Origin of the sequence: Paraburkholderia sp. IMGN_8, from assembly GCF_038050405.1 — a bacterium.
GTDB lineage: Bacteria > Pseudomonadota > Gammaproteobacteria > Burkholderiales > Burkholderiaceae > Paraburkholderia.
On the sequence record NZ_CP150900.1, the window covers coordinates 2402681 to 2428814 of the forward strand.

The 26134-nt window shown below is 62.7% G+C and carries 25 protein-coding genes and 1 pseudogene; 12 read left to right on the top strand and 14 right to left on the bottom strand.

Annotated elements, in window-relative coordinates; genetic code table 11:
- Nucleotides 1-6: 6 nt before the first annotated feature.
- Both WN982_RS11165 and WN982_RS11170 read right to left on the bottom strand, forming a co-directional pair.
- Nucleotides 7-699, bottom strand: coding sequence for an ABC transporter ATP-binding protein (locus tag WN982_RS11165; RefSeq protein ID WP_341312074.1), 693 nt, complete (start codon nt 697-699; stop codon nt 7-9).
- A gap of 1 nt (nt 700) precedes the next feature.
- Nucleotides 701-1906 (bottom strand): efflux RND transporter periplasmic adaptor subunit, encoded by a 1206-nt coding sequence (locus WN982_RS11170; RefSeq protein WP_341312075.1) that lies wholly within the window; start codon nt 1904-1906, stop codon nt 701-703.
- Between the two features lie 329 nt (nt 1907-2235).
- Here WN982_RS11170 and WN982_RS11175 point away from each other — a divergent pair, with 329 nt between their 5' ends.
- Nucleotides 2236-3162, top strand: coding sequence for a M28 family peptidase (locus WN982_RS11175; RefSeq protein ID WP_341312076.1), 927 nt, complete (start codon nt 2236-2238; stop codon nt 3160-3162).
- 161 nt (nt 3163-3323) lie between these two features.
- Here the strand turns inward: WN982_RS11175 and WN982_RS11180 are convergent, their stop codons facing one another.
- From WN982_RS11180 to WN982_RS11200, 5 genes are all read right to left on the bottom strand, one after another.
- Nucleotides 3324-4358, bottom strand: a complete 1035-nt coding sequence (locus WN982_RS11180) for an alpha/beta hydrolase (protein WP_341312077.1) — start codon at nt 4356-4358, stop codon at nt 3324-3326.
- Between the two features lie 105 nt (nt 4359-4463).
- Nucleotides 4464-5798, bottom strand: coding sequence for a HAMP domain-containing sensor histidine kinase (locus tag WN982_RS11185; protein WP_341312078.1), 1335 nt, complete (start codon nt 5796-5798; stop codon nt 4464-4466).
- On the bottom strand, nt 5795-6538 hold the full coding sequence (locus tag WN982_RS11190) for a response regulator (RefSeq protein ID WP_341312079.1): 744 nt from the start codon (nt 6536-6538) through the stop codon (nt 5795-5797). The genes WN982_RS11185 and WN982_RS11190 overlap by 4 nt, the downstream gene beginning before the upstream one ends.
- A gap of 4 nt (nt 6539-6542) precedes the next feature.
- Nucleotides 6543-6665 (bottom strand): hypothetical protein, encoded by a 123-nt coding sequence (locus WN982_RS11195; RefSeq protein ID WP_341312080.1) that lies wholly within the window; start codon nt 6663-6665, stop codon nt 6543-6545.
- The gene (locus WN982_RS11200; protein WP_341312081.1) at nt 6662-7033 is read right to left on the bottom strand and encodes a GFA family protein; all 372 of its coding nucleotides are present in this window, start codon (nt 7031-7033) and stop codon (nt 6662-6664) included. The genes WN982_RS11195 and WN982_RS11200 overlap by 4 nt, the downstream gene beginning before the upstream one ends.
- 178 nt (nt 7034-7211) lie before the next feature.
- Here WN982_RS11200 and WN982_RS11205 point away from each other — a divergent pair, with 178 nt between their 5' ends.
- Nucleotides 7212-7925 carry a cytochrome c biogenesis CcdA family protein gene (locus WN982_RS11205; RefSeq protein WP_341312082.1) on the top strand — a complete coding sequence of 238 codons (714 nt, stop codon included), beginning with the start codon at nt 7212-7214 and terminating at the stop codon, nt 7923-7925.
- 1 nt (nt 7926) lies between these two features.
- Entirely contained in the window at nt 7927-8460 is a 534-nt protein-coding gene (locus tag WN982_RS11210; protein WP_341312083.1) for a thioredoxin family protein, read from the top strand.
- A 153-nt stretch (nt 8461-8613) separates the two neighbouring features.
- Here WN982_RS11210 and WN982_RS11215 read toward each other — a convergent pair whose 3' ends face one another.
- Nucleotides 8614-9075, bottom strand: a complete 462-nt coding sequence (locus WN982_RS11215) for a MarR family transcriptional regulator (RefSeq protein WP_341312084.1) — start codon at nt 9073-9075, stop codon at nt 8614-8616.
- A 264-nt stretch (nt 9076-9339) separates the two neighbouring features.
- Between WN982_RS11215 and WN982_RS11220 the strand changes: the two genes are divergently transcribed.
- The 3 genes from WN982_RS11220 (at nt 9340) to WN982_RS11230 (ending at nt 10684) form a co-directional block, all read left to right on the top strand.
- Nucleotides 9340-10050 carry an SDR family oxidoreductase gene (locus tag WN982_RS11220; RefSeq protein WP_341312085.1) on the top strand — a complete coding sequence of 237 codons (711 nt, stop codon included), beginning with the start codon at nt 9340-9342 and terminating at the stop codon, nt 10048-10050.
- A gap of 60 nt (nt 10051-10110) precedes the next feature.
- Entirely contained in the window at nt 10111-10347 is a 237-nt protein-coding gene (locus tag WN982_RS11225) for a 4-oxalocrotonate tautomerase family protein (protein WP_341312086.1), read from the top strand.
- 172 nt (nt 10348-10519) lie between these two features.
- Nucleotides 10520-10684, top strand: coding sequence for a hypothetical protein (locus tag WN982_RS11230; RefSeq protein WP_341312087.1), 165 nt, complete (start codon nt 10520-10522; stop codon nt 10682-10684).
- A gap of 322 nt (nt 10685-11006) precedes the next feature.
- Here the strand turns inward: WN982_RS11230 and WN982_RS11235 are convergent, their stop codons facing one another.
- The gene (locus WN982_RS11235) at nt 11007-12107 is read right to left on the bottom strand and encodes a nitronate monooxygenase (protein WP_341312088.1); all 1101 of its coding nucleotides are present in this window, start codon (nt 12105-12107) and stop codon (nt 11007-11009) included.
- A 110-nt stretch (nt 12108-12217) separates the two neighbouring features.
- Between WN982_RS11235 and WN982_RS11240 the strand changes: the two genes are divergently transcribed.
- A complete protein-coding gene (locus WN982_RS11240) occupies nt 12218-13129 on the top strand; it encodes a LysR family transcriptional regulator (RefSeq protein ID WP_341312089.1) in 912 nt (303 codons plus the stop codon).
- A gap of 11 nt (nt 13130-13140) precedes the next feature.
- Here WN982_RS11240 and WN982_RS11245 read toward each other — a convergent pair whose 3' ends face one another.
- Nucleotides 13141-14397, bottom strand: coding sequence for an MFS transporter (locus WN982_RS11245; protein WP_341312090.1), 1257 nt, complete (start codon nt 14395-14397; stop codon nt 13141-13143).
- A gap of 118 nt (nt 14398-14515) precedes the next feature.
- Entirely contained in the window at nt 14516-15442 is a 927-nt protein-coding gene (locus WN982_RS11250; protein WP_341312091.1) for a LysR family transcriptional regulator, read from the bottom strand.
- Between the two features lie 456 nt (nt 15443-15898).
- Here WN982_RS11250 and WN982_RS11255 point away from each other — a divergent pair, with 456 nt between their 5' ends.
- Both WN982_RS11255 and WN982_RS11260 read left to right on the top strand, forming a co-directional pair.
- The gene (locus WN982_RS11255) at nt 15899-16792 is read left to right on the top strand and encodes a LysR family transcriptional regulator (protein WP_341312092.1); all 894 of its coding nucleotides are present in this window, start codon (nt 15899-15901) and stop codon (nt 16790-16792) included.
- Between the two features lie 176 nt (nt 16793-16968).
- A complete protein-coding gene (locus WN982_RS11260) occupies nt 16969-17973 on the top strand; it encodes an aldo/keto reductase (RefSeq protein ID WP_341312093.1) in 1005 nt (334 codons plus the stop codon).
- A gap of 146 nt (nt 17974-18119) precedes the next feature.
- On the opposite strand, the gene WN982_RS11265 is transcribed toward WN982_RS11260, so the two are convergent.
- A complete protein-coding gene (locus tag WN982_RS11265) occupies nt 18120-18665 on the bottom strand; it encodes a hypothetical protein (RefSeq protein WP_341312094.1) in 546 nt (181 codons plus the stop codon).
- A gap of 112 nt (nt 18666-18777) precedes the next feature.
- Between WN982_RS11265 and WN982_RS11270 the strand changes: the two are divergent.
- Nucleotides 18778-19350, top strand: a pseudogene (locus WN982_RS11270) (hypothetical protein); the annotation flags it as partial.
- A gap of 220 nt (nt 19351-19570) precedes the next feature.
- Here WN982_RS11270 and WN982_RS11275 read toward each other — a convergent pair.
- The gene (locus tag WN982_RS11275) at nt 19571-21250 is read right to left on the bottom strand and encodes a phage integrase family protein (RefSeq protein WP_341312095.1); all 1680 of its coding nucleotides are present in this window, start codon (nt 21248-21250) and stop codon (nt 19571-19573) included.
- 10 nt (nt 21251-21260) lie between these two features.
- The gene (locus tag WN982_RS11280; protein ID WP_341312096.1) at nt 21261-21494 is read right to left on the bottom strand and encodes a hypothetical protein; all 234 of its coding nucleotides are present in this window, start codon (nt 21492-21494) and stop codon (nt 21261-21263) included.
- A 459-nt stretch (nt 21495-21953) separates the two neighbouring features.
- Between WN982_RS11280 and WN982_RS11285 the strand changes: the two genes are divergently transcribed.
- Together WN982_RS11285 and WN982_RS11290 are read left to right on the top strand one after the other, a co-directional pair.
- Nucleotides 21954-23252 carry an ATP citrate lyase citrate-binding domain-containing protein gene (locus WN982_RS11285; protein ID WP_341312097.1) on the top strand — a complete coding sequence of 433 codons (1299 nt, stop codon included), beginning with the start codon at nt 21954-21956 and terminating at the stop codon, nt 23250-23252.
- A 10-nt stretch (nt 23253-23262) separates the two neighbouring features.
- Nucleotides 23263-25965 (top strand): CoA-binding protein, encoded by a 2703-nt coding sequence (locus WN982_RS11290; protein WP_341312098.1) that lies wholly within the window; start codon nt 23263-23265, stop codon nt 25963-25965.
- Nucleotides 25966-26134: the final 169 nt, after the last annotated feature.

Below are 26134 nucleotides of genomic sequence, written 5' to 3' on the forward strand. Positions count from 1 at the left end.
CCCAGTTCAACGGATCTTTCCATCGCTCAGCTCCCCCTTCTCCAGATGCACGAGCGCCTTCGCCGCGCCGGCAGCGTGAGCGTCGTGGGTCACCATGATGATGGTTTTGCCGAGCTCTCTGTTGAGCCGTTGCATCATGGAAAGAATGTCCTCCGCCGACGCACGGTCCAGGTCGCCGGTCGGTTCGTCTGCCACGATCAGTGTCGGATCGGTGATGAGCGCGCGAGCGATGGCGACGCGCTGCTGCTGGCCGCCGGACAGCTCGGAAGGGTAATGGTGCATGCGGTCGGCCAGGTTCACCATGTCGAGCACCAGCCCAACGCGCTCACGCCGCTCTCTCCGGGTCAAATGAGTCAACATCAGCGGCAGCTCGATGTTCTCGAAAGCGGTGAGCACGGGCATCAGGTTGTAGAACTGAAAAATGAAGCCGACGTTGGCCGCGCGCCATTCGGCCAGCGCCGCTTCCGGAAGTCGCGTGATGTCGAGCCCTCCGACCCGGAGCTCGCCGCTATCCGGCCTGTCGATGCCGGCAATCAGATTGAGCAGCGTGCTCTTGCCCGATCCCGACGGGCCCATCAGTGCGACGAAGTCGCCCTCTCCGATTCCTAGCGAGATGTTGGCCAGGACTGGCACGGTCTGGGCTCCGCGTCGGTAGGATTTCGCGACGTTGCAAATTTCGACGAGCGGTGCGGTACTCACGCTATTTCTTCGCCAAAGTCACTTTGGCGCCGTCCCTGATCTTCTCGTTCGGAGCCAGTACGAGCGTGTCGCCCGGGTTCACGCCATTGACCGCGACGAGCTCGCCGATCCTGGCGCCCGTCGTGACAGCTACCTCCCGCACTGTGGCGTCCTTGACCACGTAGACCACTTTCTTGCCTTCGCGCTCGACGATCGCGGCGGGCTGCACCGCGACAACGGGCTGCTTTTCTTGCGGCGGAACCGGTCTGGAGAGGAACGCAATCTTTGCGCTCATGTCCGGAAGCACGCGCGCATCGCGATCCACGAAACGCACCTTGACCAGCACGGTCGCTTTCGAGCGGTCCACCGTCGGCACGATGCGCGAGACCCGGCCTGCCAGTCTCAGATAGGGCAGCGCGTCGAGCTGGATCTCGCACGGCTGATCCGCATTGATTCTGGCTATGTTGGACTCCGCCACGTCCGCTTCGACTTCGAGCGTTTCCATGTCGGCGATCGTCACGACCGCACCCTTGCTGTCGGATGCCTGCGAAAAGGGGGTGATGTTGTCGCCCACGTTCGCATGCTTTTCGATCACCACGCCATCGAATGGCGCTCGAATCACCGTCTGATCGACAGCGACTTGAGCGGCACGGGCGTTGGCCTGCGCCGACAGGATGGTGGCCCTGCTGTTGTTGATCGACGCCTTGGCCTTGTCGTAGCGGGCAAGATCGGCATCGTATTGTGTTGCCGGTATAGCCCCCTTGGGCGCCAGTATTGCGGAGCGGCGCAGATTGGCTTCGGCGTTCTTTTGCTCGGCAACTTGCAGTTCAAGACTCGCCTGCGCCACTTTCACTTGCGCCAACGCCTGGGCCAGCGCTGCCTCGACATCCGCGCTTTCGAGCCGGGCAATCACCTCGCCTTTTTTCACGTGAGTGCCCTCCAGTACCCCGAGCCACTCGAGACGGCCCTGCGCCTTCGATGCAACCGCGGCCTTGTGCTGCGGCACGACGTAACCCGTGGCATTGAGCAGCGTGTAGCTCTGCGACGGGTAAGCGGATGTCACGGTCGCCGTTTCGACCGCCGGCGGACCGGCCAGCCTGGCGGCAACGCCGAGCACCGCTGCGATGAGCAGCGCGATGACCGCGTAACGGATCCAGCTGCGCCGCCGCGGGACAGTGCCGGCCGACGGCCGGTCGATTCTCAGCCTTTCCAGATCGTGATCAGCCAATTTTCGGGCCTTGCACCGGCAAGCGGTCACGTTCGTCAAGCGCCGTACAGGAACGCCGTTTCGACGTATCGCCACGCCGGCTTGTGGAGCGGTGAACGGGCCCACAGTATAGCGCCGTGCCCGGTCCGCGCTTACGCCACGGTGGCGCCGCCGTGGCGTTCGGCCCGGACCTGCTCAAGCGACTCGCCGATTGCAATGCGGGCAATATCGTCGTCGCCGCTCGAAGCGGCGCACATTCGAGACATGAATCGCTCCTGGAGTTACGCTCGCTGGTAGCCGTTTCCTGCTTCAATGGCGGTATTCGTTCATGAACGGGTGGAGAGAATCGCATGCTGACTGCGCACGTCCCGGACCTCGCTGCGGCATTGGAACGCCATGTGAAGGTTCTCGCCGAAGACATCGGCGAACGCAACGTGTTCCGGCCGGACGCGCTGCACGCGGCAGCCGGCTATATCGTGCAGCAGTGGACGAGGTCTGGCCGTACAGTGACGCATCAGGACTACCAGGTGCGAGGGGTTCCCTGTGCCAATATTGAAGTTGCGCTCGAAGGCTGCGTTCAGTCTGACGAAATCATTGTGCTGGGCGCGCATTACGACACCGTGCGAAACAGCCCTGGCGCTGATGACAACGCCAGCGGCGTCGCCGCGCTCCTCGAGATCGCGGGCATGCTTCAGTCCCTCTCGCCTCGGTACACCGTGCGCTGCGTTGCGTTCGTGAACGAGGAAGCGCCGTTCTTCTTCCGTGGCGACATGGGCAGTCTGAGGTACGCGAAAGCCGCGCGGCTGCGCGGGGATCGCATTCGCCTGATGCTTTCGCTCGAGATGCTCGGTTACTACCGGGACGAGCCGGGTACCCAAAGGTATCCGCCTTTGCTGCGTTACTTCTATCCAGCGTGCGGCAACTTTATCGGTTTCGTCTCCAATCTTCGCTCGGCGCGCCAATTGCGATGGTTCGTCGACGCGTTCCAGGCCTCGTCCGATTTTCCGCTCGAAGCAGCGGCGCTGCCGTGGTGGGTGCCAGGGGTCGCGTTGAGCGATCATTCTTCCTTCTGGCGCCACGGCTATCCGGCCGCCATGGTGACCGACACCGCCTACCTGCGCAACCCGCACTACCATACCGCTCACGATGTCCCAGCGACGCTCGACTATGGGCGCATGGCCGCCGTGACGCGCGGGTTGGCTGCAAGCGTGGCGTCGTTGGGGCCGGGTGGCGCGAATCCCGGCAAGATCCGGGCCCCAGAAAAGAGGCAGTTGTGACCGTGGGGGCCGCTTTCGAGGCGAGAACAGTGCGGAGATATGAACGGCTGTCAAACCAATAACTTTGCCTACGAGCACTTCAAACAACCCGGAACTGCCATTCAAAATGCATGCGATTACATCGCATGCATTTGCGTCCTTCCAGAGTCAGGCTTGCCGCGTCAGTAGCTCGCGACTTCGATGACCGCGTCGGCAAAGGCCTTTGGCGCTTCCTGCGCCAGGTTGTGGCCCGCACCGCTGACAATACGGTGCGCATATCTGCCGGCAAATTTCCTTGCGTAGCCGGCGCCGTCCGTTGCAGGCGCCACGCCGTTCGCGTCACCATCGAGCGTGATTGCTGGCACGGTAATGACGGGACCTTCGGCCAGGCGCCGCTCAAGCACATCGTATTGCCGTTCGCCATCCGCGAGGCTCAATCGCCAACGATAGTTGTGTATCACGATGGCCACGTAGTCGGGATTGTCGAACGACGCCGCACTGCGTTCGAACGTCGCATCGTCGAAATTCCACTTCGGCGAATTTTCCTTCCAGATGACTCTCGCCAGATCGCGCCGGTTGGCCTCGAGCCCCGCCCTGCCACGTTCAGTCGCGAAATAGAACTGATACCACCTCGCATGTTCGGCTTTCGGTGGCATCGGGTGCCTGTTGAACTCGAGATTGTTGACGATGTAACCGTTGGCGGACACGATGGCTTTGCACCGTTCAGGCCATAGTGCTGCAATGACGCAGGCCGTTCGGGAGCCCCAGTCATAGCCGGCGAGGATCGCCTTGTCGATTTTCAGCGCATCCATCAACGCGATCGTATCGAGTACAACGGCCGCCTGCTGACCGTTGCGGAACGTACTGGCATCGAGAAAGCGCGTCGTACCGTGACCGCGCAGATGAGGAACGATCACCCTGTAGCCGGAAGCTGCGAGCAACGGCGCAACGTCGACGTAACTGTGAATATCGTATGGCCATCCATGCAACAGGATGACAACCGGGCCGTTTTGCGGACCGGTTTCCGCATAGCCGATATTCAACAGCCCAGCATTGACCTGCTTGATGGTTTTGAAAGACGCGTCGGGCCGCCCCGCTGCTGCAACTGTAGCGGGCAGCCTCTTCGCGGCATCTTGCGCACGCGCGAGGCCGGCAAAACCCAGTTCGAGCACACCGAGCCCCACGGCCGCCGTGCCCAGAATGCGTCGGCGATGCATGTCAACCATTTCGGACGTGAGAACTTCTCCTTGTGAAAGTGTATTTCAACGGCGAGAGCGTGGCTCACCGCTTTCCTGCCTCGGTCATCCGCCCGACCAGAACGGTTAGGCAACCGGCGCCTTCAGCGCGCCCTTCAGTATCAGCGTCGCCGCAAGGCCGCCGCCGGCCCGGTTATGCAGCGATAGCGTTGCGTCCATCGCCTGGGTCAGCTGGCGCGCGATCGCGAGCCCCAGCCCGGTGCCTCCGGTATGGCGATTACGCGACGTTTCCAGCCGGTAGAACGGTTCGAATACCGCTTCGAGCGATTCCGCCGGTATGCCGGGGCCGTGGTCGAGCACGGCGATGCTGACGCCGCCGTCCGGCAGCCCTGCGACTTCGATTGCTGCCGATCCGCCGAACTTCAACGCGTTGTCGATCAGGTTGCCGACGACCCGGCGCAATGCCTGCGGCCGCGTGACCACGGTGATCGGCAGGCGGCTCGCGAACGCGACGTCCTTGCCGGCATCGACATAGTCGCAAACGAGGCTATCGAGCAACGCGTCGAGATCGATACGGCACGGCGCCTCCGCGGTGCCGTGCAGCGTTCGCGCGTAAGCGACGCCCTCCTTCACCAGCTCTTCCATTTCCAGCAGATCCTGGCGCAGCTTTGCGCTTTGCGTGCTGTCGTCCATCACGTCGACCCGCAGCCGCATACGCGTGATCGGCGTCTGCAGATCGTGCGAAATGGCCGCGAGAATCTGCATGCGTTCGGCGGTGTACGTCGCGATGCGGTCCTGCATCGCGTTGAACGCCCTCGCCGCGCGCGCGACTTCGGACGGGCCGTTTTCGGGCAGGCGCGCAGCCTTCAGGTCCGGTCCGAGCGTATCCGCCGCCTGCGCGAGCTGATGCAGCGGGCGCGTTGCGAGCCGCACCGCGAGCCAGCAGCACGTGGCGAGCACCGCTAACTGCAACGCGAGCACGAGCGGTAGCCAACCCGACAATGGCACACCGGACATCGGGTGAATGTCGATAGTCAACGGCGTGCCGTCGCTCAGTTTCAAATGCGCCTGCAGATGCTCCGGTTTGCCGGGAATGGTATTCGCCGTCACGGGATACGCTTTGCCGACGCCATCCGCGATCGATTGCGCGACGCGCTCAGAGAGCTGCGCATCGACCGGGCTGCCGGCAATGCCGGGCCCGAGGATGAACCGGTAGCTGCGCCGCGCGAGCCGCGGCAGCCATTCGGCGCGCTCGCCGGCGGGCAGATGATCGAGCAGTGCCACCGAGCTGACCACCTCGCGTTCGATGTAACCCATCATCATGTTCGTGGTGGCCTGATCGCGTTCGGTCATCGTGAGCCAGAACGACAGCGTCTGCGCGAGCGCCAAGCCGACGCAGAGTATCAACGCGAGGCGCGCGAACAGCGTGCGGGGCCAGTGCCATCTCCGAAGCAGCTTCATTGCGGCTCCTCGATGGCGGTCACCGCCGCCGAGAACACATATCCTTCGTTGCGCAGCGTCTTGATGTAACGCGGCTCTCGCGCAACGTCCTGCAGCCGCTGACGTAGCCGGCTGACCAGCAAGTCGATCGAGCGGTCGAATGCGTCGGCTTGCCGGCCCTGGGTCAGATTGAGCAGTTGATCCCGCGTCAATACCCGCTGCGGATGGTCGAGGAATACGCGCAGCAGACGGTACTCTGCCCCGCTTAACGCGACCATCGTGCCGTCCGTGTCGAGCAGATGGCGCGCCGTGGTATCGAGCCGCCAGTCCCCGAAAGCCAGCATATGAGCCGCCTCCGCGACCTGCATGCCGGGCGGCAGCATGCGCGCGCGGCGCAGCACGGCCCGAATGCGCGCGAACAGTTCGCGCACCGCAAAGGGCTTGGCGAGGTAATCGTCGGCGCCCATTTCCAGGCCGACGATGCGGTCCGTCTCCTCACTGCGCGCGGTCAGCATCAATACCGGCACCGAGCGGAATTTGCCTGCACGCAGCTCGCGGCAGAGCACGAGTCCGTCCTCGCCCGGGAGCATCAGGTCCAGCACGATCAGATCGGGCACCCCGTACTCGAGAGCGTTGCGCATCTCGCGGCCGTTGGCGGCCAGCGAGACGCGCATCCCGTTTTTCTCCAGGTAGGCGGCAACCAGTTCGCGGATGCCGCGGTCGTCGTCCACGATCAGGATGTGGTCGGTCTTTTCGGACATGGGTTCATTCCTTGCGGCGCTTCGCCTGCACGCGGCTCGCCGATATGAGCGAACAGTACACCGGATGGCCAATTTCCGCCGCCAGCCCGCCCGCGAGGAACGCAACAATTGCCAGCAGACGTTTCATGCGTCTTCCACCACAGAGAGACTCGCGCCGTCGGCCACGGCAGCGTCGAGCGCATAAGGATCGACACCTGCCAGGCAACCGATATTGACCCGCCAGAGCTTCGGGTCCTTGCGTGTCTGATGGAACGGATAGATTCCGCAATGTTTGCAGAAGTAGTGTTTTGCCACGCGGGTATTGAACTGATACAGCGTGAGCGCGTCTTCGCCGCTCAGAATCTTCAGTTCGTGCGTGGCGAACGTGGGACTCATCAATGCGCCCTTACGGCGGCACAGGCTGCAATTGCAACGCGCCGCGGGAACGACGGCGGTGCGGACTTCGAATTTGACGGCCCCACAGTGACAGGACCCATGCAATGTATCGGCGCTCATATGGCTCTCCGCGTTGAGGTGACGTCCGCTTTATAGCGCAACGCCTGCGTCGGTTTGTGTCGCAATGTATCTGGACGCTGTACAGATACAAAACATTGCACACGCCCGGCATGACGGACACAAGCCAGATACGTCCGGACGTTCCAATGCAGCCATGCCAATCACAGGAACGCCCATCGTGCACAACCTCCTCGAAACGCCGCTCTCGTTGCTGGCCGGGCTGCTCACCATTGCTTCGCCCTGCATCCTCCCGGTGATGCCGATTCTGCTCGGCACCTCCGTCGACCGTCCCGACCGTACGCGGCCGCTTTTCATCATGGCCGGCTTCATTCTGACATTCGCGACCTTCGCGATGATGCTGGGCGCGGTTTCCAGCACGGTTCACGTGGCGCAAGAGGCGCTACGCGACACCGCCCTCGCGTTGTTGGCACTGTTTGGCCTGCTGCGCCTGTGGCCTCGCCCCTACGAGTGGCTAGTGGCGCGCATCGTGCAGCCCGTGTACGAAAAGCTGGTCAACGCAACCGGCATTCAGCCCCCTGGCGGTAATGCGGGTGGCTTCGTGCTCGGCATGTCGCTGGGCGCGGTATGGACGCCCTGCGCGGGGCCAGTTCTTGCATCGATCCTGGTCCTCGTGGTCAAGGCGCAGGATCTCAAATGGTCCGCCCTGCTGCTGACGTTGTATGCCATCGGCGCGGCCATTCCGATGCTCGCCATCATCTACGGCGGACAGTACATGACCCGTCACATCCGGCTGGTGGCGCGCCACGCGCAACGTCTTCAGCAACTGTTCGGCGTACTGGTGATGCTGACCGCGCTTGCGATTTACCTGCAGTACGACGTCCTCGCCTACGCCTGGATCTCCACTTTCTTCCCTTCCCTGAAAGGACTTTGACATGCTCTCGCGAATCAAGACCCTCACTGCCTCAGCAATGTTTCTCGCCATCGCGGCCACGAGCAGTGCCGCAATCGCCGCTACGCCGGGCAGCGGCAATATCGCCCCGGAATTCAGCGGCGTCGAGAAGTGGCTCAACAGCGACCCGCTGACCATGCAGCAATTGCGGGGCAAAGTGGTACTGGTCGATTTCTGGACCTACACGTGTATCAACTGCATTCATACCCTGCCCTACGTCAAGAGCTGGTATCAGAAGTACAAGGACCAAGGTCTGGCAGTGGTCGGCGTGCACACACCGGAGTACCCGTTCGAACGCGACACCGACAACGTCAGGACTGCCATCAAGCGTTTCGACATACGTTTTCCCGTCGCGCAGGACAATCAGTACGCGACGTGGAACGCCTACATGAATCAGTACTGGCCGGCGTTCTATCTGATCGACAAGAAAGGACAGGTGGTCTACAGCCACTTCGGCGAAGGCGATTATGCACAGACTGAGTCGGCAATCCAGAAGCTGCTCGCGCAGAAGGAATGACGTCTGTGGCCGGACAGGGTATCGAACCGTTCGGCTATTCGTTCGACGTCCGCCGCACGCGTGGACGCTCGACGTTTATTCGTGCGATTCCGGAGAAACGCAGACGGCGTTGTCTCCGGACAATTCCGACCTGCGCGGCTCGTGCACAGACAATCATTCCTGCTCGTGCACGGTCCTGACGAGATTGTTGCGAAGCGTGACGATCGACTTCTGCACTTTAGCGAACTCATCGGATGTCAACCCGCAGGCTTCAAACAGGTTCATGTCCAACGCTTTTTCACGCAGCCGCCGGCCGCTTTTCGTCAAGCTGACCCGCACCTGACGCTCGTCGGCAGGGTCGCGTTGCCGTTGCAGATAACCCATCGCTTCGAGCTTCTTGAGGATCGGCGTGAGCGTGTTCGATTCGAGAAACAGCTTCTCGCCCAGACTGCTGACGGTCTGATCGTCTTCCTCCCATAGCGCAATGATCGTGATGTATTGCGTATAGGTGAGCCCAAGCTCCTCGAGAATCGGCTTGTACGCCTTGCCGAAAGCCAGATTCGCCGAATAGACGGCAAAGCACAGGAAATCGGCCAGCTTCGGGTTCGTGGAGTCTTCCTTGGTGGTAGCTTTCATCGGCGCCCTCGTCTGCACAAGACGGATGTCTCGTGAAAAACACATTATACATCGGACGCGATTTAATCGGAAGTGCGAGACACTCGCGCGGTTTCCGCAACGAGAAGAATCCATCGAGGCGCGCGCCTGATTTGTTCTCACCACGCATTACTGTTTGTCCATGCCGGGTATTCGAACCCAGCATCAATGCGTTTAGATTGACCTCCATCGGCGCCACCGGTCCAACCGGCAAGGAAGCCGAATCAATTCATCTGGAGGTTCACCATGAGCACGTCGCAAAAAGTCGTAGTCGTTACTGGCGCATCGCAAGGCATCGGTGCGGAGTTGGTCAAGGCCTTGCGCGAACGCGGTCACCGCGTTGTCGCAACGGCACGAAGCATCAAGCCGTCAGAAGATCCCAACATTCTCGCGGTGGCGGGCGATATCGCCGACCCGTCCACCGCCCGCCGCGTGATCGCCGAAGGCGTGGCACGCTTCGGCCGTATCGACACGCTGATCAACAACGCCGGCATCTTCGTCGCCAAGCCTTTTACGGGCTACACGGCTGAAGACTACGCAGCGATTACGGCCGTGAACCTCGCAGGTTTCTTCCACATCACACAGCTCGCGATCGCTGAAATGGAGAAGCAGTCGAGCGGCCACGTCGTCAGCATCACGACCAGCCTGGCCGACCACGCGATCGATGGCGTGCCTTCGGTCCTGGCCTCGCTGACCAAGGGCGGTCTGAACGCAGCCACGAAGTCCCTCGCGATCGAATACGCCAGGCGCGGCATCCGCGCGAACGCAGTTGCGCCCGGCATCATCAAGTCGCCGATGCACGCACCGGAAACGCACGAGGCGCTCGGCGCACTCCATCCGATCGGTCACATGGGCGAGATGAGCGATATCGTGAACGCCGTGCTGTATCTGGACTCGGCGCCCTTTGTGACAGGCGAGATCCTGCACGTCGACGGCGGTCAGAGCGCTGGCCACTAAGCACCTGCGGGCGCCGCTGGCCGGCGCTCCTTTTCATCGATCACGGTCAAGGAGAGCGACATGCCTATCGTCACAATTCAGGTGACCCGCGAGGGCACCAGGCCCGGCGCAACGTCGGTCACAGCAGAGGAAAAGGCCCAACTGATCAAGGGCGTGAGTCACCTGCTGCTCGACGTGCTGAACAAACCCCTCGAAGCCACCTTTGTCGTCATCCAGGAAGTCGAAACGGAAAACTGGGGCTGGGGCGGACTGCCGGCACTCGAGTATCGCAAGCAGCGCGGACTCGAACCGGGCTGATCACTGAGGCGGTGCCGGCGCGAAGCGCGGGATTGATTGTTGCCGAACCGCGAACTGTGAATTCCGGCGCGCCTCATTGATGTCCACCGCGGAATGCTTAGACTGAGAATCAAGGGCGCGCTAATTTCAGCGCGCCCGGTCAGTCACACAGTTCTTCGGCGTGGAGCATGAGATGGACATCCTCGATATGGCTCGAAAAGCAGGTATGACGATTGTTCTCGACGCAAAAATCGGACGTCAGGAATACCAGACGGTGTACGGCTCGGTTAAAGCGTTGGAGTCTTTTGCAGCGCTGGTTGCGGCGTCGTTGGAATGCGAGTCACTGCACCAGGACTGATGCCCTACCCGGTAGCCAGTCCGTTGCAATTCATCACAAAGGAATATGCAATGAAGTACGAATCCTTGAGCTTCCACGGAAACGGTGACAAAGGCCGTGTGAGTATTGAAGGCAACGCGCGTTGGCCGTCGAGCCGGACCTCGCAGGCGCACGACAGCAAGCGAGCGCCAGCCCCGAACTGGGCGTGGGCGCACAGCACCGACTCGTATGACTGGATGGACTCGCACAGTCCGTTTCCTCCGTCAGATTTATCGGGCTGAAGCCGGCATTCATGGCCCGGGCGCTACGCCGCCGCCCCAAATACACGCGCGTAAGCAAGTCCTCAGCCGCCAAACTGCTGCAGTTGCCCGATGCTCTCCTTCATCTCGTTCTCCAGCTCGACTAACAGGTCAGCCGCAGGCAACGACCTCGCGAGAGCAGCAGCCTGCCCTGCCCACTGCGCGCCGTAGCCAAATTCCCCCTTGGCTTTGGCTGCGGCGTGAAGCGCTTTTCCGGCATCGTATGCAATCGGATAAGCGGGCGGCTTCGGTGCCGTCGCGTCGCCGCCGAGTTCGGTGAACCTGTTCACCATGCTTCTCGCAATCCGTCCCGAGATTGCCGCGGTAAACGTGGTGTGCCGTGCAGACTCCCCAAGAATCGCACGACGGTAACCTTCGTCGATCGATGTTTCCGGACAGGCGACAAAGGCCGTGCCGAGCTGAGCGGCATGGGCGCCGAGCGCCAGTGCCGCAGCGATCCCGGCGCCGTCCATGATGCCGCCGGAAGCGATCACCGGCAGATCGAATTCCCTCACGAGCAGGCGCGTCAATGCGAACGTGCCCAGGCGATCGTCGGGAGCGTCCGGGTCGAACACACCGCGATGTCCGCCCGCCTCGATACCTTGCGCAACGATCGCGTCGACACCCGCCGCCACGACCTGCGCCGCTTCGTTCAGATTGGTTGCGGAGGCCAGCAGCCTGATTCCAGCCTTTTTCAGATCAGCGATAACTTCGGCAGGTGGCAAGCCGAAATGAAAGCTGACGATCGCCGGCTTCTCGTCGAGGAAAACCTCGAGCATCGCCGGGTCTGCCACAAAACTGGTGTAGATCTCCGACAACGACGCAGGCGGCGTAGCCCCGTATTTTTCGAATTGCGGCCCAAGCCAGTTCAGCCATTGCCGCTCGAGCGCTTCGTCTGCCGCCGCCGGTCGATGACAGAAAACGTTGATGTTGAAGGGCTTCCCGGTCAGTGCGCGTGTTTCCTTGATGACCTTACGCGCGCCTTCAGCATTCATTGCGCCAACGCCCAATGAACCCAGACCACCTGCATTGGATACGGCGGCCGCCAGTGCGGGCGTACTGACGCCGGCCATGGGCGCCTGAATGATCGGCTTTTCGATGCCCAGCAAACGCAGCAGCGCTCGATTGCCTGTCTCGTTCGTCATATCTATTCCCCTTCAAATAAGGTTTGTGGCAATGTTCGTCTCGAGAGCGTGACCGGTCAACCGACGGACAAGCAAAACAGTCACTACTCCATGGAAAGGATTTGACCGCTATGCAGCGTCAATTTGAAGATCTCGCTCTAGGCAGTATCGAGCTGTTCTGTCTCGCAGCCGACTCGGAAAGCTTCACTGTCGCCGCAACTGCCGCAAGCGTCACGCCTGCCGCCGTCAGCCGTGCGGTCGCGCGTCTCGAGAAACGCCTCGGTATCCGGCTGTTTGTTCGGACAACCCGACAGATCAGGCTGACGGACGAAGGCAGGCGATACTTCGAACAATGCCGGCTGGCGCTGACTCAGCTTGCCGATGCAGAGCGCGAAGCGACCGGCCAGCAGACGACGCCGGCTGGCGTGCTGCGGATCAGCATGCCTACGCCGTATGGTCACTACCGCGTTCTACCGCTGCTTGCAGACTTCCGCGAACGTTACCCCGCTGTCACTGTCGACGCGCATCTGAGCAACCGCAACGTCGACTTTGCGGACGAAGGCTTCGACCTCGCGATTCGGGGTCGTGCGCCGCAGGACTCCGGTCTGATCGCGCGCAAGCTCGAAGATGCGGAGCTGGTGGTGGTGGCGTCGCCCTCGTATCTGCGCAAAGCCGCAAAACTCAAAACGCCGGAGGATCTGGTCCATCACGACTGCATCCAGTATGAGTTGCCGAGTAGCGGCCGCACCATCCCCTGGCTGTTCAAGCGTGATGGCGAGCCGGTCGAGATCGTCACGCGTGGCGCTTACGGTTCATCGGGCGACGTGCTGGCCGGGGTGACGCTGGCGCGCCATGGCGCCGGCATTTTCCAGACCTATCGGTTCGTGGTCGAGAAAGACCTCGCACAAGGCACGCTCAAGGAGCTGCTCACCCCGTATGGCGGTTGTTCACGACCCTTCGTGCTGCTCTATCCGCATGGCCGTCATCTGTCGTCGCGGGTACGCAGCTTTGTCGACTTCCTGGTGGAAAGACTGAGAGCGTAGCGCGTCGACGGTTAGCGCGTCCGCGCCCATTGGGCGAGGCCCGCGCAGGCGATCAGCAAGGTGCCCGTGACGAAAAACACCGAGTGCAGTCCAAGATACACACCGATCTGGCCACCAATCACAGGACCGATGACCTGACCGCTGAACTGGGCGGATTGCAGATAGCCGAGCATTTGGCCAGTCTTGCTTTCATCTACAGAATGTCTGGCCAGCTTGGAGATAGCAGGCAGGAGCCCGGCGAGGGTCATGCCCATCAGCATCCGCAGTCCACCCAGTTGCCACCATTGAGCGACGAAGGCCTGCGGAATCATCGTGAGACCCGTGAGCACCAGACAGCCGATGATGACGTTCCAGCTACCGATGCGGTCGGCCAGCGCTCCAAGCCGGGCCGCCGTCAACATGCTGCCTAACGCGGAACACGCCATGACTACGCCCGCAATGCGAGTCACGTGATCGGCTCGAACGCCCATGCCCCCGATGTAGACGGTGATGATCGGCTCGATCGACATATTCGCGAGCAGCACCATCATCGCCGTCGCGAGCAGCGCAGCAACGACAGCATAATTCGTGCGACGAGCCGCCGCTGCGATCTCGTTGGCTGCACGACCGCTAGCGTCGGCCGGATGGAAATCCTCCTTCACGACGAAGATCGTGAGCAGGGCCGCCACTGCGATCATCGCTCCGCCGGCGAAGAAGGTGCCGCGAATCCCGATCCACCCCGGCAACAGGCCGCCGACCAACGGTCCAATCAGATTGCCCGCGAGAGCGCCGGTCGAGAGGATTCCCAACGCCCAGCCAGCCCGGTCGCGGGGCACCTGAGTGCCGACCATGACGGTGGAGGCAGACGCGTAGCCACCCACCAGCCCCGCGATCAAGCGCAGCGCAACCAGTTGATGAACCGTATGGGCGACGCCGATCAACGACATCACCACGGCCATGCCCACCGCTGCCCGAACGAGCATAGGCTTGCGACCGTAGCGATCGGCAAGACGTCCCCAGAGCGGCGCGGTGACGGCCGTCCCGAGAAACGTCGCGCCGAACGCGACCCCCGACCATTCGATGACCGCCGACTGGGATTCGACACCGAGTTGGCGGACGTAGAGCGGCAGGAACGGCAACAGCATGCTCAGGCTGACCAGCGTGGTGAACGAACCGAACACGCAGACAGCCAGATTGCGTCGCCAGTAGTTCTCGTTGCGTTCTGCATAACCGGGCGGTGCCGGCTGGAGCGCCGACCGTTCTGATTCACTCAAGACTGCGGATCGCATACTGCCTCCACTGGACTGTGTACCCGTCAGGTACCTCACCTTTGATGGAGCCAGTCTAGATTGAATCGATTTGAGGGAGAATCGCCGCCGCCCGGAAGACATTCTTCCGATGTGCGATTCAATCGGTATCGGTAATGCGCGCTAGTTGCTTGAAGTGCCGGCGCAGACGCGGCGCGGCGAAATCCACAAAGGCGCGCACCTTCGGGACCGAAAGGCGTCCATGCGGCGTCAGCAGATGGACCGGCAGCGGCGCCTGCTCGCTATCGCGCAGGACGATCTTCAGCGATCCTTGCTTGACCTCATCGGCGATGTGATAGGAGAACATTCGCGTGACGCCGTGGCCGGCAACCGTCGAGGCGACAGCCGCCCGGATCGTGTTGACGATGAAACGCGGCGTGAACTGCACGACCTGAGGAATCGGTGAGCCGCTCGATGTCGGGAAGGTCCATGAGTCCAGCCCGAAATGCGTCATCGAAATGATTGGATGGTGGGCGAGATCGGCCGGCTCGTCGATGCGGGGATGTTTGGCCAGGTATTGGGGGGAAGCGGCAACGACACGTCGAACTTCGCCCACAGGTATCGCGATCAGCGTCGAATCCGCCAGATGGGCGATGCGCAGCGCCACGTCGATTCCCTCATCGATCAGGCTGACTGGCCGGTCGAGCAGTTGCAGGCGTACCGAGACGGCTGGAAAGCGCTCGATAAACTCGTCGAGTATCGGCCGCAGCAGATCCTCGCCGGCGGCAACCGGTGCCGTTATCGTCAGCAGACCGCGCGGCGCCGAGCGTTCATGCGCGACCAGCATATCGGCTTCTTCGAGGTCGGTCAGGATGCGTCGGCAGGCAGACGCGTAGCGTTCGCCCGCTTCGCTCAGCTTGATGGTCCTTGTCGTGCGATGGAGCAAGGCCGTGCCGGTATGCTCTTCGAGGAAGGCGATCGCCCGGCTCACCGCCGCGGGTGAGCGCCCAAGCCGGCGCCCCGCGCCAGCCAGACTGCCTTCGTCCAGCGTTGCAACGAACACTTTCATTGCGTCGATTCGGTCCATATCGCGTCAAATAGCCGGTAGCGAGATTGTTCCCGGAAGTCTACCGCGCGACGGACCGGCGCACGGCGCCGTTGAAGCGGCACGTGAACAGCCGGTCTGGACTACGAGCCTCCGAGCACGCCACGTACCGCTTGCGCACGCCTTGAGTGCCCGTTGACTCCAGGCACGATCAATCGATGCCCAGGAAACCACGTCGAATGCCATGGTCGAGGAAAGGACCTTGCCGGGGTTGATCTTCGACGTGGCTGGGTTGCCGCCATAGCGGCGATCGGGCCGCGTCATGCGCTCGCTAATTGGGATGCTTCTCCAGCACATCCTTAACGACCGGCAGCGCGGAAAAGACGTTTGGCCAACCGGTATAGAAGGCCAGTTGCGTCATCTCATATGAATTTAAACATCGCGATCGCGTGTGACTAGACGCTAAAATCAGCAAACACCTATGAGACGGGTTCATCAATGCGGCGCGAAAACTTTAACGATCTGCTTGCCTTCATTGCCGTTGCGCGCGAGCGCAGCTTCACTCGCGCGGCCGCGCAATTGGGTGTGTCCCAATCCGCGTTGAGCCATACGATCCGCGCGCTCGAAACCCGACTCGGCCTTCGGCTTCTGACTCGCACTACACGCAGCGTGTCCCCCACCGAGACAGGCGAACGTCTTCTCCAGACGGTCGCGCCCCGCTTCGAGGAGATCGAAGCGGAGCTGACAGCCGTGACCGAGCTTCGGGATAAACCCGCTGGCACCATTCGCATCACCGCAACCGACTACGCGACCAAGACAATCCTTTGGCCCAGATTGTCCAAGGTCCTTCGCAAGTATCCGGAAATCAAGGTTGAAATCATCACGGACTATGGTCTCTCCGATATCGTTGCGGACCGCTTTGACATCGGTGTTCGCAACGGCGATCAGGTCGCAAAAGACATGATCGCGGTCCGCATTGCGCCGGATATGCGTATGGCGATCGTCGGCTCGCCGGCCTATCTGGAAAAGCGGGCACGGCCAAAGACTCCGCATGACCTGACGACGCACAATTGCATTAATCTGCGTCTGCCGACGCTTGGCGCGTTCTACGCGTGGGAGCTCAAAAAAGGGAATCGTGAAGTGCAGGCGCGGGTAGAGGGTCAGCTCGCCTTCAACGGAACCTATCAGATGCTGGATGCGGCGTTATCGGGGTACGGTCTTGCGTACGTCCCCGCGGATCTGGTACAGACGCACATCGCGTCAGGTCGCCTCATCTGGGTACTTGAAGACTGGTGCCCTACTTTTCCGGGTTTGCACGCTTATTACGCCAGCCGTCGTGAGTCTTCACGAGCGATGGTCCTCGTCATCGACGCGCTGCGTCACCGTGCGTGAGCGGCGCGAAGCGACCAACCAGCCTGCGCGCATTCATGAATGTGGCTCATGACAGCTTGCGGTTTCGTGGGCTTTATCAATAGACAGGGCCTGCCTATCATCTCACCTGACTCAACATTCAGGGCGGCAGCTTCGCAAATGATGAACCGCAGGCTCAGCCTGCACGGAGAAAAGTAATGGATTATCGATATCTGGGTCGAAGCGCCCTCAAGGTTTCGCCCTTGTGCCTGGGTGCAATGATGTTCGGCGGAGAGACCGACGAGGCGACCTCGAAACGCATCATCGACAAGGCGTTCGATCAGGGCGTTAATTTCATCGATACGGCCGACGTCTATCACGCAGGGCGTTCGGAAGAGATCGTGGGTCGCGCCATTGCGGATCGGCGTGACAGTTGGGTCGTCGCGACGAAGTTCGGTTTTCCGACGTCGCAGGGCCCGAATGAACAGGGGCAGTCGCGCAAGTGGATCGTTCAGTCAGTCGAAGCGAGCCTGAAGCGTCTGGGCATCGACTACATCGACATCCTCTACTTCCATCGTGCATTGATCGATGCTCCGCTGGAAGAAGGCGTGCGTGCCATCGGCGATCTGATCCGCCAGGGCAAGATCCGCTATTTCGGCGTATCGAATTTCCGCGGATGGCGCATCGCCGAAATCGTGCGTCTTGCCGATCAACTCGGCATCGATCGGCCGGTCGCCAGCGAACCTCTGTACAACATGGTCGACCGTACCGCGGAGGTCGAGCAGTTGCCCGCCGCAGCACACTATGGCATCGGCGTCGTTCCGTATAGCCCGCTCGCGCGGGGTGTGCTCAGCGGCAAGTATGCGGTGGATGCGCCGCCGCCGGCCGACTCGCGTGCAGGCCGCGGCGACAAGCGGATCCAGCAGACCGAATGGCGGCCCGAATCGCTGGCGATCGCGCAAAAGGTTGCTGCCCACGCTGCGGCACGCAGTACGACTTCGATCGCCTTCGCATTGGCCTGGGTACTCAGGAACCCGCTCGTCAGCGCCACGATTGCGGGTCCGCGTACAGAAGCGCATTGGGACAGCTATGTCGAAGCGCTGAAACTGCAACTTGGACCCGATGACGAAAAATTCGTCGACAGTCTGGTTCCGCCGGGCCATGCGTCAACGCCAGGTTATACGGACCCTGGATATCCGATCGAAGGTCGTCGAACCATCTGAAGCAAGGCGCCGAACTTGGGCAGGCAACACGCCGGTGCGCGGCTCTCGTGGCACCGGCTAGTTGCTGGCGCTCGACGCATGGACAGGCTGGTGCGCACTGCTGCGACTGCAGCGCAGTGCGCCGAGGCACCTTCCGATCAGAACCGTCAGAACGGCCGGTCATTGTCATTGTGTTCGTGGAGCGGGTCAGGACTCTTCTGGGTTGAGCGCAGCACGCCGGCGTCGTCGAAATAGAAGTGGAACAGCAGGTACCACACGTTGTCTTCCAGGTAGCGATAACTCCACACTTCGCGCTTCATCAACGGAAAGTAAGCGGTTTCCTCCGGCCGGCCAAAGTTGACGAGCACGTCTTGCTTCGTCCACTTGCCAGGCTCCGCGCGGTAGAACTCACTCGGCTGCAGTACTTGCCGGACGCTGATCACCTTGCCCTTCGCATCGATGTCCGCGGCCGTGGTGACTTCACCCATGGGCTGCGTCGGCCACATCAGCCGCTTCGAACTGTCCGGCAGGTTGTAGACCTCGCGCGGCGGCCCCAGCCTGGCGATGACGCTGGTTTCCGGTTCGCCCGCATGGAAACCCTGCCACGGCTGCACGCAGGCACCCAGCATGAACGCCGCGCATACCAGCGCGGTGCGTGTGCCACCGGCCCGACACGACTCGGGGTTGATTATTTTCGATCGACGGGATGTCATGTCGGGCTCCATGCATCAGGACTGCATGAAAGTTTTGACACCGGACACGGAACAAGATTCGCGTACGAGCACCGCAATCAGGCATCGTATCCGGTTCTTCCTCGACTTCGCTATACGCCCCAACGTCTACGTCAACGAAGCACATGAGTTCATGGCGTCCGCCGGGGTTGTTGCCGAGCTGGGCGGCACAGGGTCGACCGCGATCGCCAATCCTCATTCGGCGATCACGCCGACGCTTTATGCCGGCAAGGGATTCGGCGATCTGCCGGACGGCCTGAAATATCTGCGACCGTTTGCGATCACCGGCGTTGTCGGCCCGCGTCTGACGATGAACGCATCCGATCCCGACTCCCTGAACTGGGGCGTGACGGTGCAATACAGCCTGCCGTATCTGCAGAATTTCGTGCAGGACGTGGGACTCAAGGCGCCCTTCAGCAACCTGATTCCGGTCGTCGAATTCCCGATGAATACCTGTACCGGCGGCCCCTGTTCGGGGCATACGACCGGGAGCATCAATCCAGGCGTAATCTGGCTCAATCGTTGGGGCCAGTTGGGCGCCGAGGCGGTGATACCGGTCAATCGTGCAAGCGGCAAGGGTGTGGGTGTCCTGTTGCAAGCCCATCTTTACCTGGATGACGTGCTGCCCAACTCCGTAGGCAAACCGCTGTTCGGCAAAGGAGACTAGTCGTGACTGTATTCGATGATCTTCGTCGACGCTGTGGCATAGCGGTCATCGCGACCGGTATCCTGATCCCATCCGCCGCATTCGCGCATGTATTCCCGCAAAAGCAATCCCCATCGGCGGGTGCCGAAGTAGGGGGATGAACAAGGTAAGCGCAATTTCCTATCATAAGCCTTGAAGTTATGAAAATTCTTGCGCTTGTTCGTGAATCGACATAAACGAGCTACCGATTGCGGTCGCGTGCGGCGAACGCCTGATCGAACTGCCGGGCTCGCTGCATTTCGTCGCTGTGCAGATAGGTCGACGTCGTCGAGATCGACGAATGGCGCAGATTGTCGCGCACCATGATCAGCTCGGCTCCCCGGGCCAGCGCGTGTGACGCGTGCGTGTGCCGCATCCAATGCGGGCTCGCGCGGCGCAGCTTCTCCGCCGTCGCGGGCCGCTCGTCCTGGATCGCATCTGCGACCAGCACAAAGAACCGCCGCAGCACGCGCCAGAGCCGCGTGCTTTCGATGCCTGCGCCGTCCTCCTCCAGACTCGCGACGAGCGGCGTCGCTGGGTTCCAGCGAGCGGGCGTGACCGGCAGGCCCCGCTGTACGAGGTACTGGTCGAGTGCCGTCCGCGCAAGCGGTGGCAATGCCACCTTGCCGCGCTTGCCACCCTTGCCGAGCACGTGCAGCCAGTGATCGCCTTGCTCGTCCCGGCGAATGTCCGCGAGCGTCGCGCCGACCAGTTCACTCGCGCGCAGGCCGGTTGCATAGCCGAAGTCCAGCAGAAACCGCAAGCGCTGGGCGGCCAGCACGCTCCAGCCATAAGACCATTCGAGGCCATCGGCCAGCGTGCGGATCAGCAACCACTCGCCCTCCGAGAAGCCCCGCGACACGTCCAATCCCGCGCGCGGCGCATGGCTCTTGACCTTGACGCCGGCGAATGGATTCGCGAGCACGTAGCGCTGCTCCACCAGCCAGCGGAACAGCGCCGACAGGACGTTCAGTGCGTACGCTGCTGATCGGGCAGAGAGCGCGCCGGTGAACGGCCGCCATTCGGCACTGTGCCGCGGCCGCGACGGCCCGACCCAACGCTCGCGCGGTGTGGGCCGGCGCAGAAATGTCCGGTACGCGATCGCGTCGTCAGTGGTGAGCGACGACAGCGCGCGGCCGCGCTCGACGATCGCCCACAGGATCAGGCGCTCAGCTTCTTTACGGTACGCGCGCTGCGTGGCGGCTGATTCGTGCAGCGACAGCCAGGATTGGATCGCCTCGTAATCGTTGGACGCATTCAGCAGGCAGGCGGCCTGCGGTGCGCGGAACTGCCCGTGCGAGCCATCGACTTCGTGCGGCACGCGCAACTGCTCCCACGGCACGACGCCCCCGGCCGGCGCAGCGACAATCAACGCCCGCGCCCGTTCGGTCAGCGCCGGATGGGCAGCGAAAAACACCTCCACGCGGCGTGCGCCAGCGACGCCGAGTCCGGCGATCGCTGTCCACCAGCGGCGCCGGCGCGGAATTCGCACGGTCAGATCGGCCAGCGTCCGGATGCCATGCGCCCGCAGGGCGGCCACCGCCCGCGGTGGCAACCACCGGTCGATGTCGTCGGCAATGTGCGGCACCGGTGCTGGCAGGCCGCGCAACGTTTCGATCGCGCGCGCAACGGTGTCGGCCGACGTGGGGCCCCTTTCGCCGAATACCTCCGCCAGATCGTCCCGATGGCGGCTTGCCGCGTATGCGACCAAGGCACCCCGGATGCGGCCGAGCACGCTGCGCGCGGATGCCCCTGGCGCCTTGCGGTCGCCCACATAGCGCGCGGCGGCCGCTCGGGCGTCGAGCCCGGCGTACCAGGCGCGCAGCGCGGCCAGTTCGGCGTCGTCGGGAAACGTGACGGGTTCGGTCTCGCGCGTTTTCATGATCGCCAGTTTAGATCAAAAACAGTGATGGGCAGATAATGAGGTTTATCGGTCCAGCATCGATTTGTCGCTCGCCATTTTCTTGCGAGCCGGTCCATAACCCTGCGACGGGCGAAGTGATCGCCTCGCTGCCCTGCGCGAGCACGCGCGGAAGCAACGGCCACCAGCGCGTGATGGTTTCGCTGAGCGGGCCAGCGCGTTGCATGCGCGCACGCGCAAGATCCACCGACGACATGTTGGGCACTGCCAGCTCCAGCGCACGGCATTCGAGGGCATAGTTGCCGCAAACGATAATGCGCCGAGCGGTCCCCCCCGCTCGCCTGCCCGGGCCTCCGCGCCCAGACCCTTGCATGGGCTGGGCGCGGCACAAAGGGAAGCCGAATAAAGCTGCCCATCGCGCGGCAGCCGGATTTGCATTGATAACGTTTGAACATCAATGCTTCCATAAATCGCACTTCTCGTCTTGATCTTCCTGCGCAACCATCTGTCCTCAAGATCCCTGGCAAACGGATCAACAGAAGCCATCCGTACCCGACGCGCCTTTCGTACAACACATGTCGCCATGTGATTCCTGCCGCCGCACGCAGGCGCATCGACGGCAGCGGCTCCTTTCGCGCCTGCCGCGCGAAGCGCAGCACCGGTCACATGTCGGACCCGAGACCGCTTTCAGTTCATATCGCAACGAAATTCAGGAGACGTTTACATGCAAATCACCGGAATGTTGCACGGCGCGCGCCTGCTGCAATTCGTCGGATTTCCGGCCAGCGAAGTGCTGGGCCCCGGCGCGAGCGAAGAGGAGATCAAGTCGATGATCGACCGCCACGGCCAGGTCTTCATCAAGCCCGTGTTCAAGGGCGGCGTCGGCAAGAAGGGGAAGGCAGGCCTGCTCGGCCGCGCGACCGGCCTCAAGACGGCCCTCGCCGAAAAGGAGCGACTCTACTTCGCCGAGCATATCGTGGGCCATCTGAGGGCGAAGGCGAACGGCGTAACGTTCGAGGCGGGTGTGCCGGCCGGGCACGAAGTCTATTTCTCGATCACCGACTCCACCCGCTTTCGCGCCCCCACGATGACGCTCTCGCACATGGGCGGTGTGGACATCGAGGAAGTTGATCCGAAGCACGTCGCGATGGTGCCTTTCGATGCATTGACCGGGCTGAAGGCGTTCGTCGTCGCAAACGCACTGAGCGAGATCGGCGCGCCCCGCGAGATCATCTCGCCGCTCGTTCAGCAGTTGCCGAAGCTTTGGGAGCTCTTTCACGACTTCGGCATGACGACGCTCGAACTCAACCCGATCCGCATGCGCGAGGACAAGAAGGGGCGCCTCACGCCGGTCGCCTGCGACTTCAAGTGCGGGTTCGATCGCGACGACCCGCGCTTCTCGCGCCTCGGCCTGCCCTCTCACCTGTTCGCCGCCGACTACTCGGACTTCGAGCAGGAGATCAACCAGCTTCGCACGCACCAGGGGCAAAGCGACGTGTACGTGATCAACGACCACGGCACGATCCTCGCGCCCACCTTCGGCGGCGGCGCAAACTCGCTCGTCACGGAGATGCTGGGCGACGCGGCCATCATCTCGTCGGATTTCGGCGGCAATCCCCCCTACGAGAAGATGAAGGAAGTGGCGCGCATCTGTTTCAGGCATTGGCTGAAGCAGTCGAACGTGCTGTTCATCATCGGTGGCAAATCCAACAACACTGATATCTACGAGACACTGCGCGCGATGGCCGATGCACTGCGCGAGCACTTCAGCGAACACGGCCCGACACCGCTTTACGTCGTCCTCGGACGCGGCGGTCCGAACCTCGTGCGCGGCATGTCGGCGCTGCGCGACACCTGCGATTCGCTCGGCCTGCCCTATCGCCTCTTCGGCTTCGACTCAGACATCAGCGAAGTGATTCAGTACGCACGCAAGGCCGATGCGTGGATGCAATCGGGCGGACGCGCGCAGGTCGCGGCGCGCGTCGGCGCACGCGAGGCGCAGGCAGAAACGGCGCAGGCGTAAGGAGGCCGACATGTACAAGCAACGCAGCAGTCATTTCAAGTATTTCGTCGGCATCCAGTCGCTTGCGCAGATCGCCACGCGCGAGGACCGCGTGTGCGTGCTCAATATCCTCGGTGGCGAGTCGTCGGATGTCACACCGGTGAGCCACGCGTTCTCAGGCGCCAATATAGTGTTCGGCACCGCGCCCGGCAAGGGCGGACAGGTGCTCGCGACACCTGCCGGCGACATCCCCGTCTACAACAACGTGCGCGAAGGCCTCGAAGCCGGGCACCGTTTCAACTGCGGCGTCGTGTACCTGCCGCCGTCGGCCGCGCGCGACGGCGTGGCCGAGCTGATCCGCGTCAATCCTGATCTGCGCAAGATCTTCATCATCACGGAGAAGATCGCCGTGCACGACGCCCGCGAGATCCGCGCGATGGGCCAGCAGGCGGGCATTGACATCTTCGGTGCGAACGGACTGGGTGTCGCGGACTCGTGGCAGCGCGTGCGCATCGGCGGCGCGCTCGGCGGCGACGATCCGGGTGCGACATTGCGCCGGGGTTCGATTGCGATCTTTTCGAACTCGGGGGGCTTCAGCACCACCATCGCGCAGTATCTGCGCATGAGCGGCTGGGGTACGACGACCGTCATCTCCAGTGGCAAGGATGTCTACATCCACTACGCCGCGCCGGAGTTCGCGTTCGCTCTCGCCAACGATGCGCGCAGCAAGGCCGCCGTGTTGTACTGCGAGCCGGGCGGCTACTACGAGGCCGATGCCACGTTTACCAAGCCGGTAGTCGCGTGCGTGGTGGGCCGCTGGAAGAGCCGCCTCACGCGCGCGGTGGGTCATGCGGGCGCGATGGCGGGCGGCGCCGACGATGCGCTTGCGAAGGAGCGCTGGTTCATGGAGAAGTTCGGCGTCGAGCGGCTTTTTACACCGGACGATCCGTGCTGCTCGGCCAGGGGCGCGGTGGTGACGAACATCGCGCACATTCCGGCCGCGCTTACGGCGGTGATGCGCGCCAACGCGACGACGCCCGACTTCGAACCGGAAGGCAGCCTCGCGCTCAAGCCGTGGTTCGGCTCGGACCAGGGGCTCGAACTGCCCGATGAACTCGCCCTTCCGGTGGTGGAAGCGGTCGCGCCCTACAACGAGCAGGTGGCGCGGGTGAACGGCCAGATCGGCGCGATCCCGCCGCGCCAGACGCTGAAGGACGCCTCGGGCGCCTCGCAGATGGACGCGAAGACGCAGGTGAGCAGTCTGCATGGCGCGTCGATGCTCGAAGCGGCGACGCATTCGCTCGAAGCGAACGTCTGCCTCGCGCTGTTGCACGAGTTCGGCGGCGCGAAGGACGAGAAGCTCATCGACGTGGCGGTCGGCGCAGCGGTGAATCTGCACGGCACGCCCGAACTGGTAGCGGCGCAGGCCGCGCGCGAGGCGGGCAATGCGCCTAACGCCGTGCTCGCGGCTGCGGCGTCGATCGTCGGGCCGAATCGCCAGCGCGGAGCGCGCGAGGCAGCAAAGCTGATGATCGACCGCTTCGCGGCGGCGAAGCTTGCGGACGCGTTCGACGATACTGTCGATGTCGAAGCTGTCGATATCACCGGCAGCGAAGCGCTCTTCTCTGAAGCACGCGACCCGAAGGCCGAAGCAATGCTCGCGGGTCTCGCTGCACGCGGCGTGAGTTCGGTGTTCGTTCGGTGGCTTGCGTGCGGCGGCCCGGGCCATCCGCGTGCCGACGCGGTACTTGCCGCGATCACGACGACCCTCGCCTGGGGTCCGCTCATGCGCAAACGCATCTCGCGTCTGACGGCGGAAAGCCTGCCGTGGTGGACGAAGCTCTTCGGCACGCTCATCGGCGCCTCGGCGGACGCTTCGCGCCACGGCCCCGACAGCTTCTGTGGCTTCGCCACCGAAGAGCTGCTCGGCGACCGCACGCTGACCGAGATCGCCTTCGCGGCGCTTCTCAACCTCAGACCTACCGCCGACGACCTGCTCGCGTTCAAGACCCTCGTCGGCCTGCTCCTCACGAACGGACCCGGCGCGATCTCGGCGCAGGGCGCTAAGGGCGCGGTATCCGCCGACGGCCCCGAAAGCCCCGAACGGGTGCAACTGAACAAGGCGCTGGCGGGCTTTCTCACGCACACCGGCTATACGCACGGCGGCAATGGCTACGAAGGCATCGCGTTCCTCAATGAGGCGTTTCGCGACAGCGGCCTTGACGATCCCTCCGATACGCAACACGGCGTGGACCTCGAAGCGCTCGCACGGCGCTCCGTCGAGCGTTACGCGCAGTACAAGGCGCGCCAGAAGCACGCGGGCAGCCTCGACGTCGCCAAGCTTCCGGGGGTGAATCACCCGGTCTTCAAGGACAAGCCGGTGAACCACGATCCGCGCGAGGTGTTTATCGCCAACCTGTATGAAGGGCGCGGCGAGTACAACGCGTTTCACGCGTACTACCGCGCGCTGGTGCAGGCGCTGTTCGACGCGGGCGTGTCGCGCAATGTCTATTGCGTCAATGTCGATGCGGTGATCGCCGCGCTGCTGCTGAAGATGCTGTGGCAGCCGCTGCGGCGTGGGGAGTTCAGCGAGGCGGACCTCGAAACCGCCGCGTTCACGATCTTCCTCTATCCGCGCATGCTCGGCTGCGCCGCGGAAATCGACGATCACCTCAACCGCGGACGCAACATGGACACGCGCACGGCCGCTGCGCAGTGCCGTTTCGTGGCCTGACCGAAGGGCCCTGACGACCGCCGCCACGCGCTTCTGCAATGGAAGGCGTGGCGCCCCCAGGCATCGATTGATAACCAACGGACATCAATCGTTCAGAACATTGCACTTATCGTTTTGCCGGTTCCGGGCGACCATTCCCGAAACGACAACCCGGCGGATCACCGCGCAT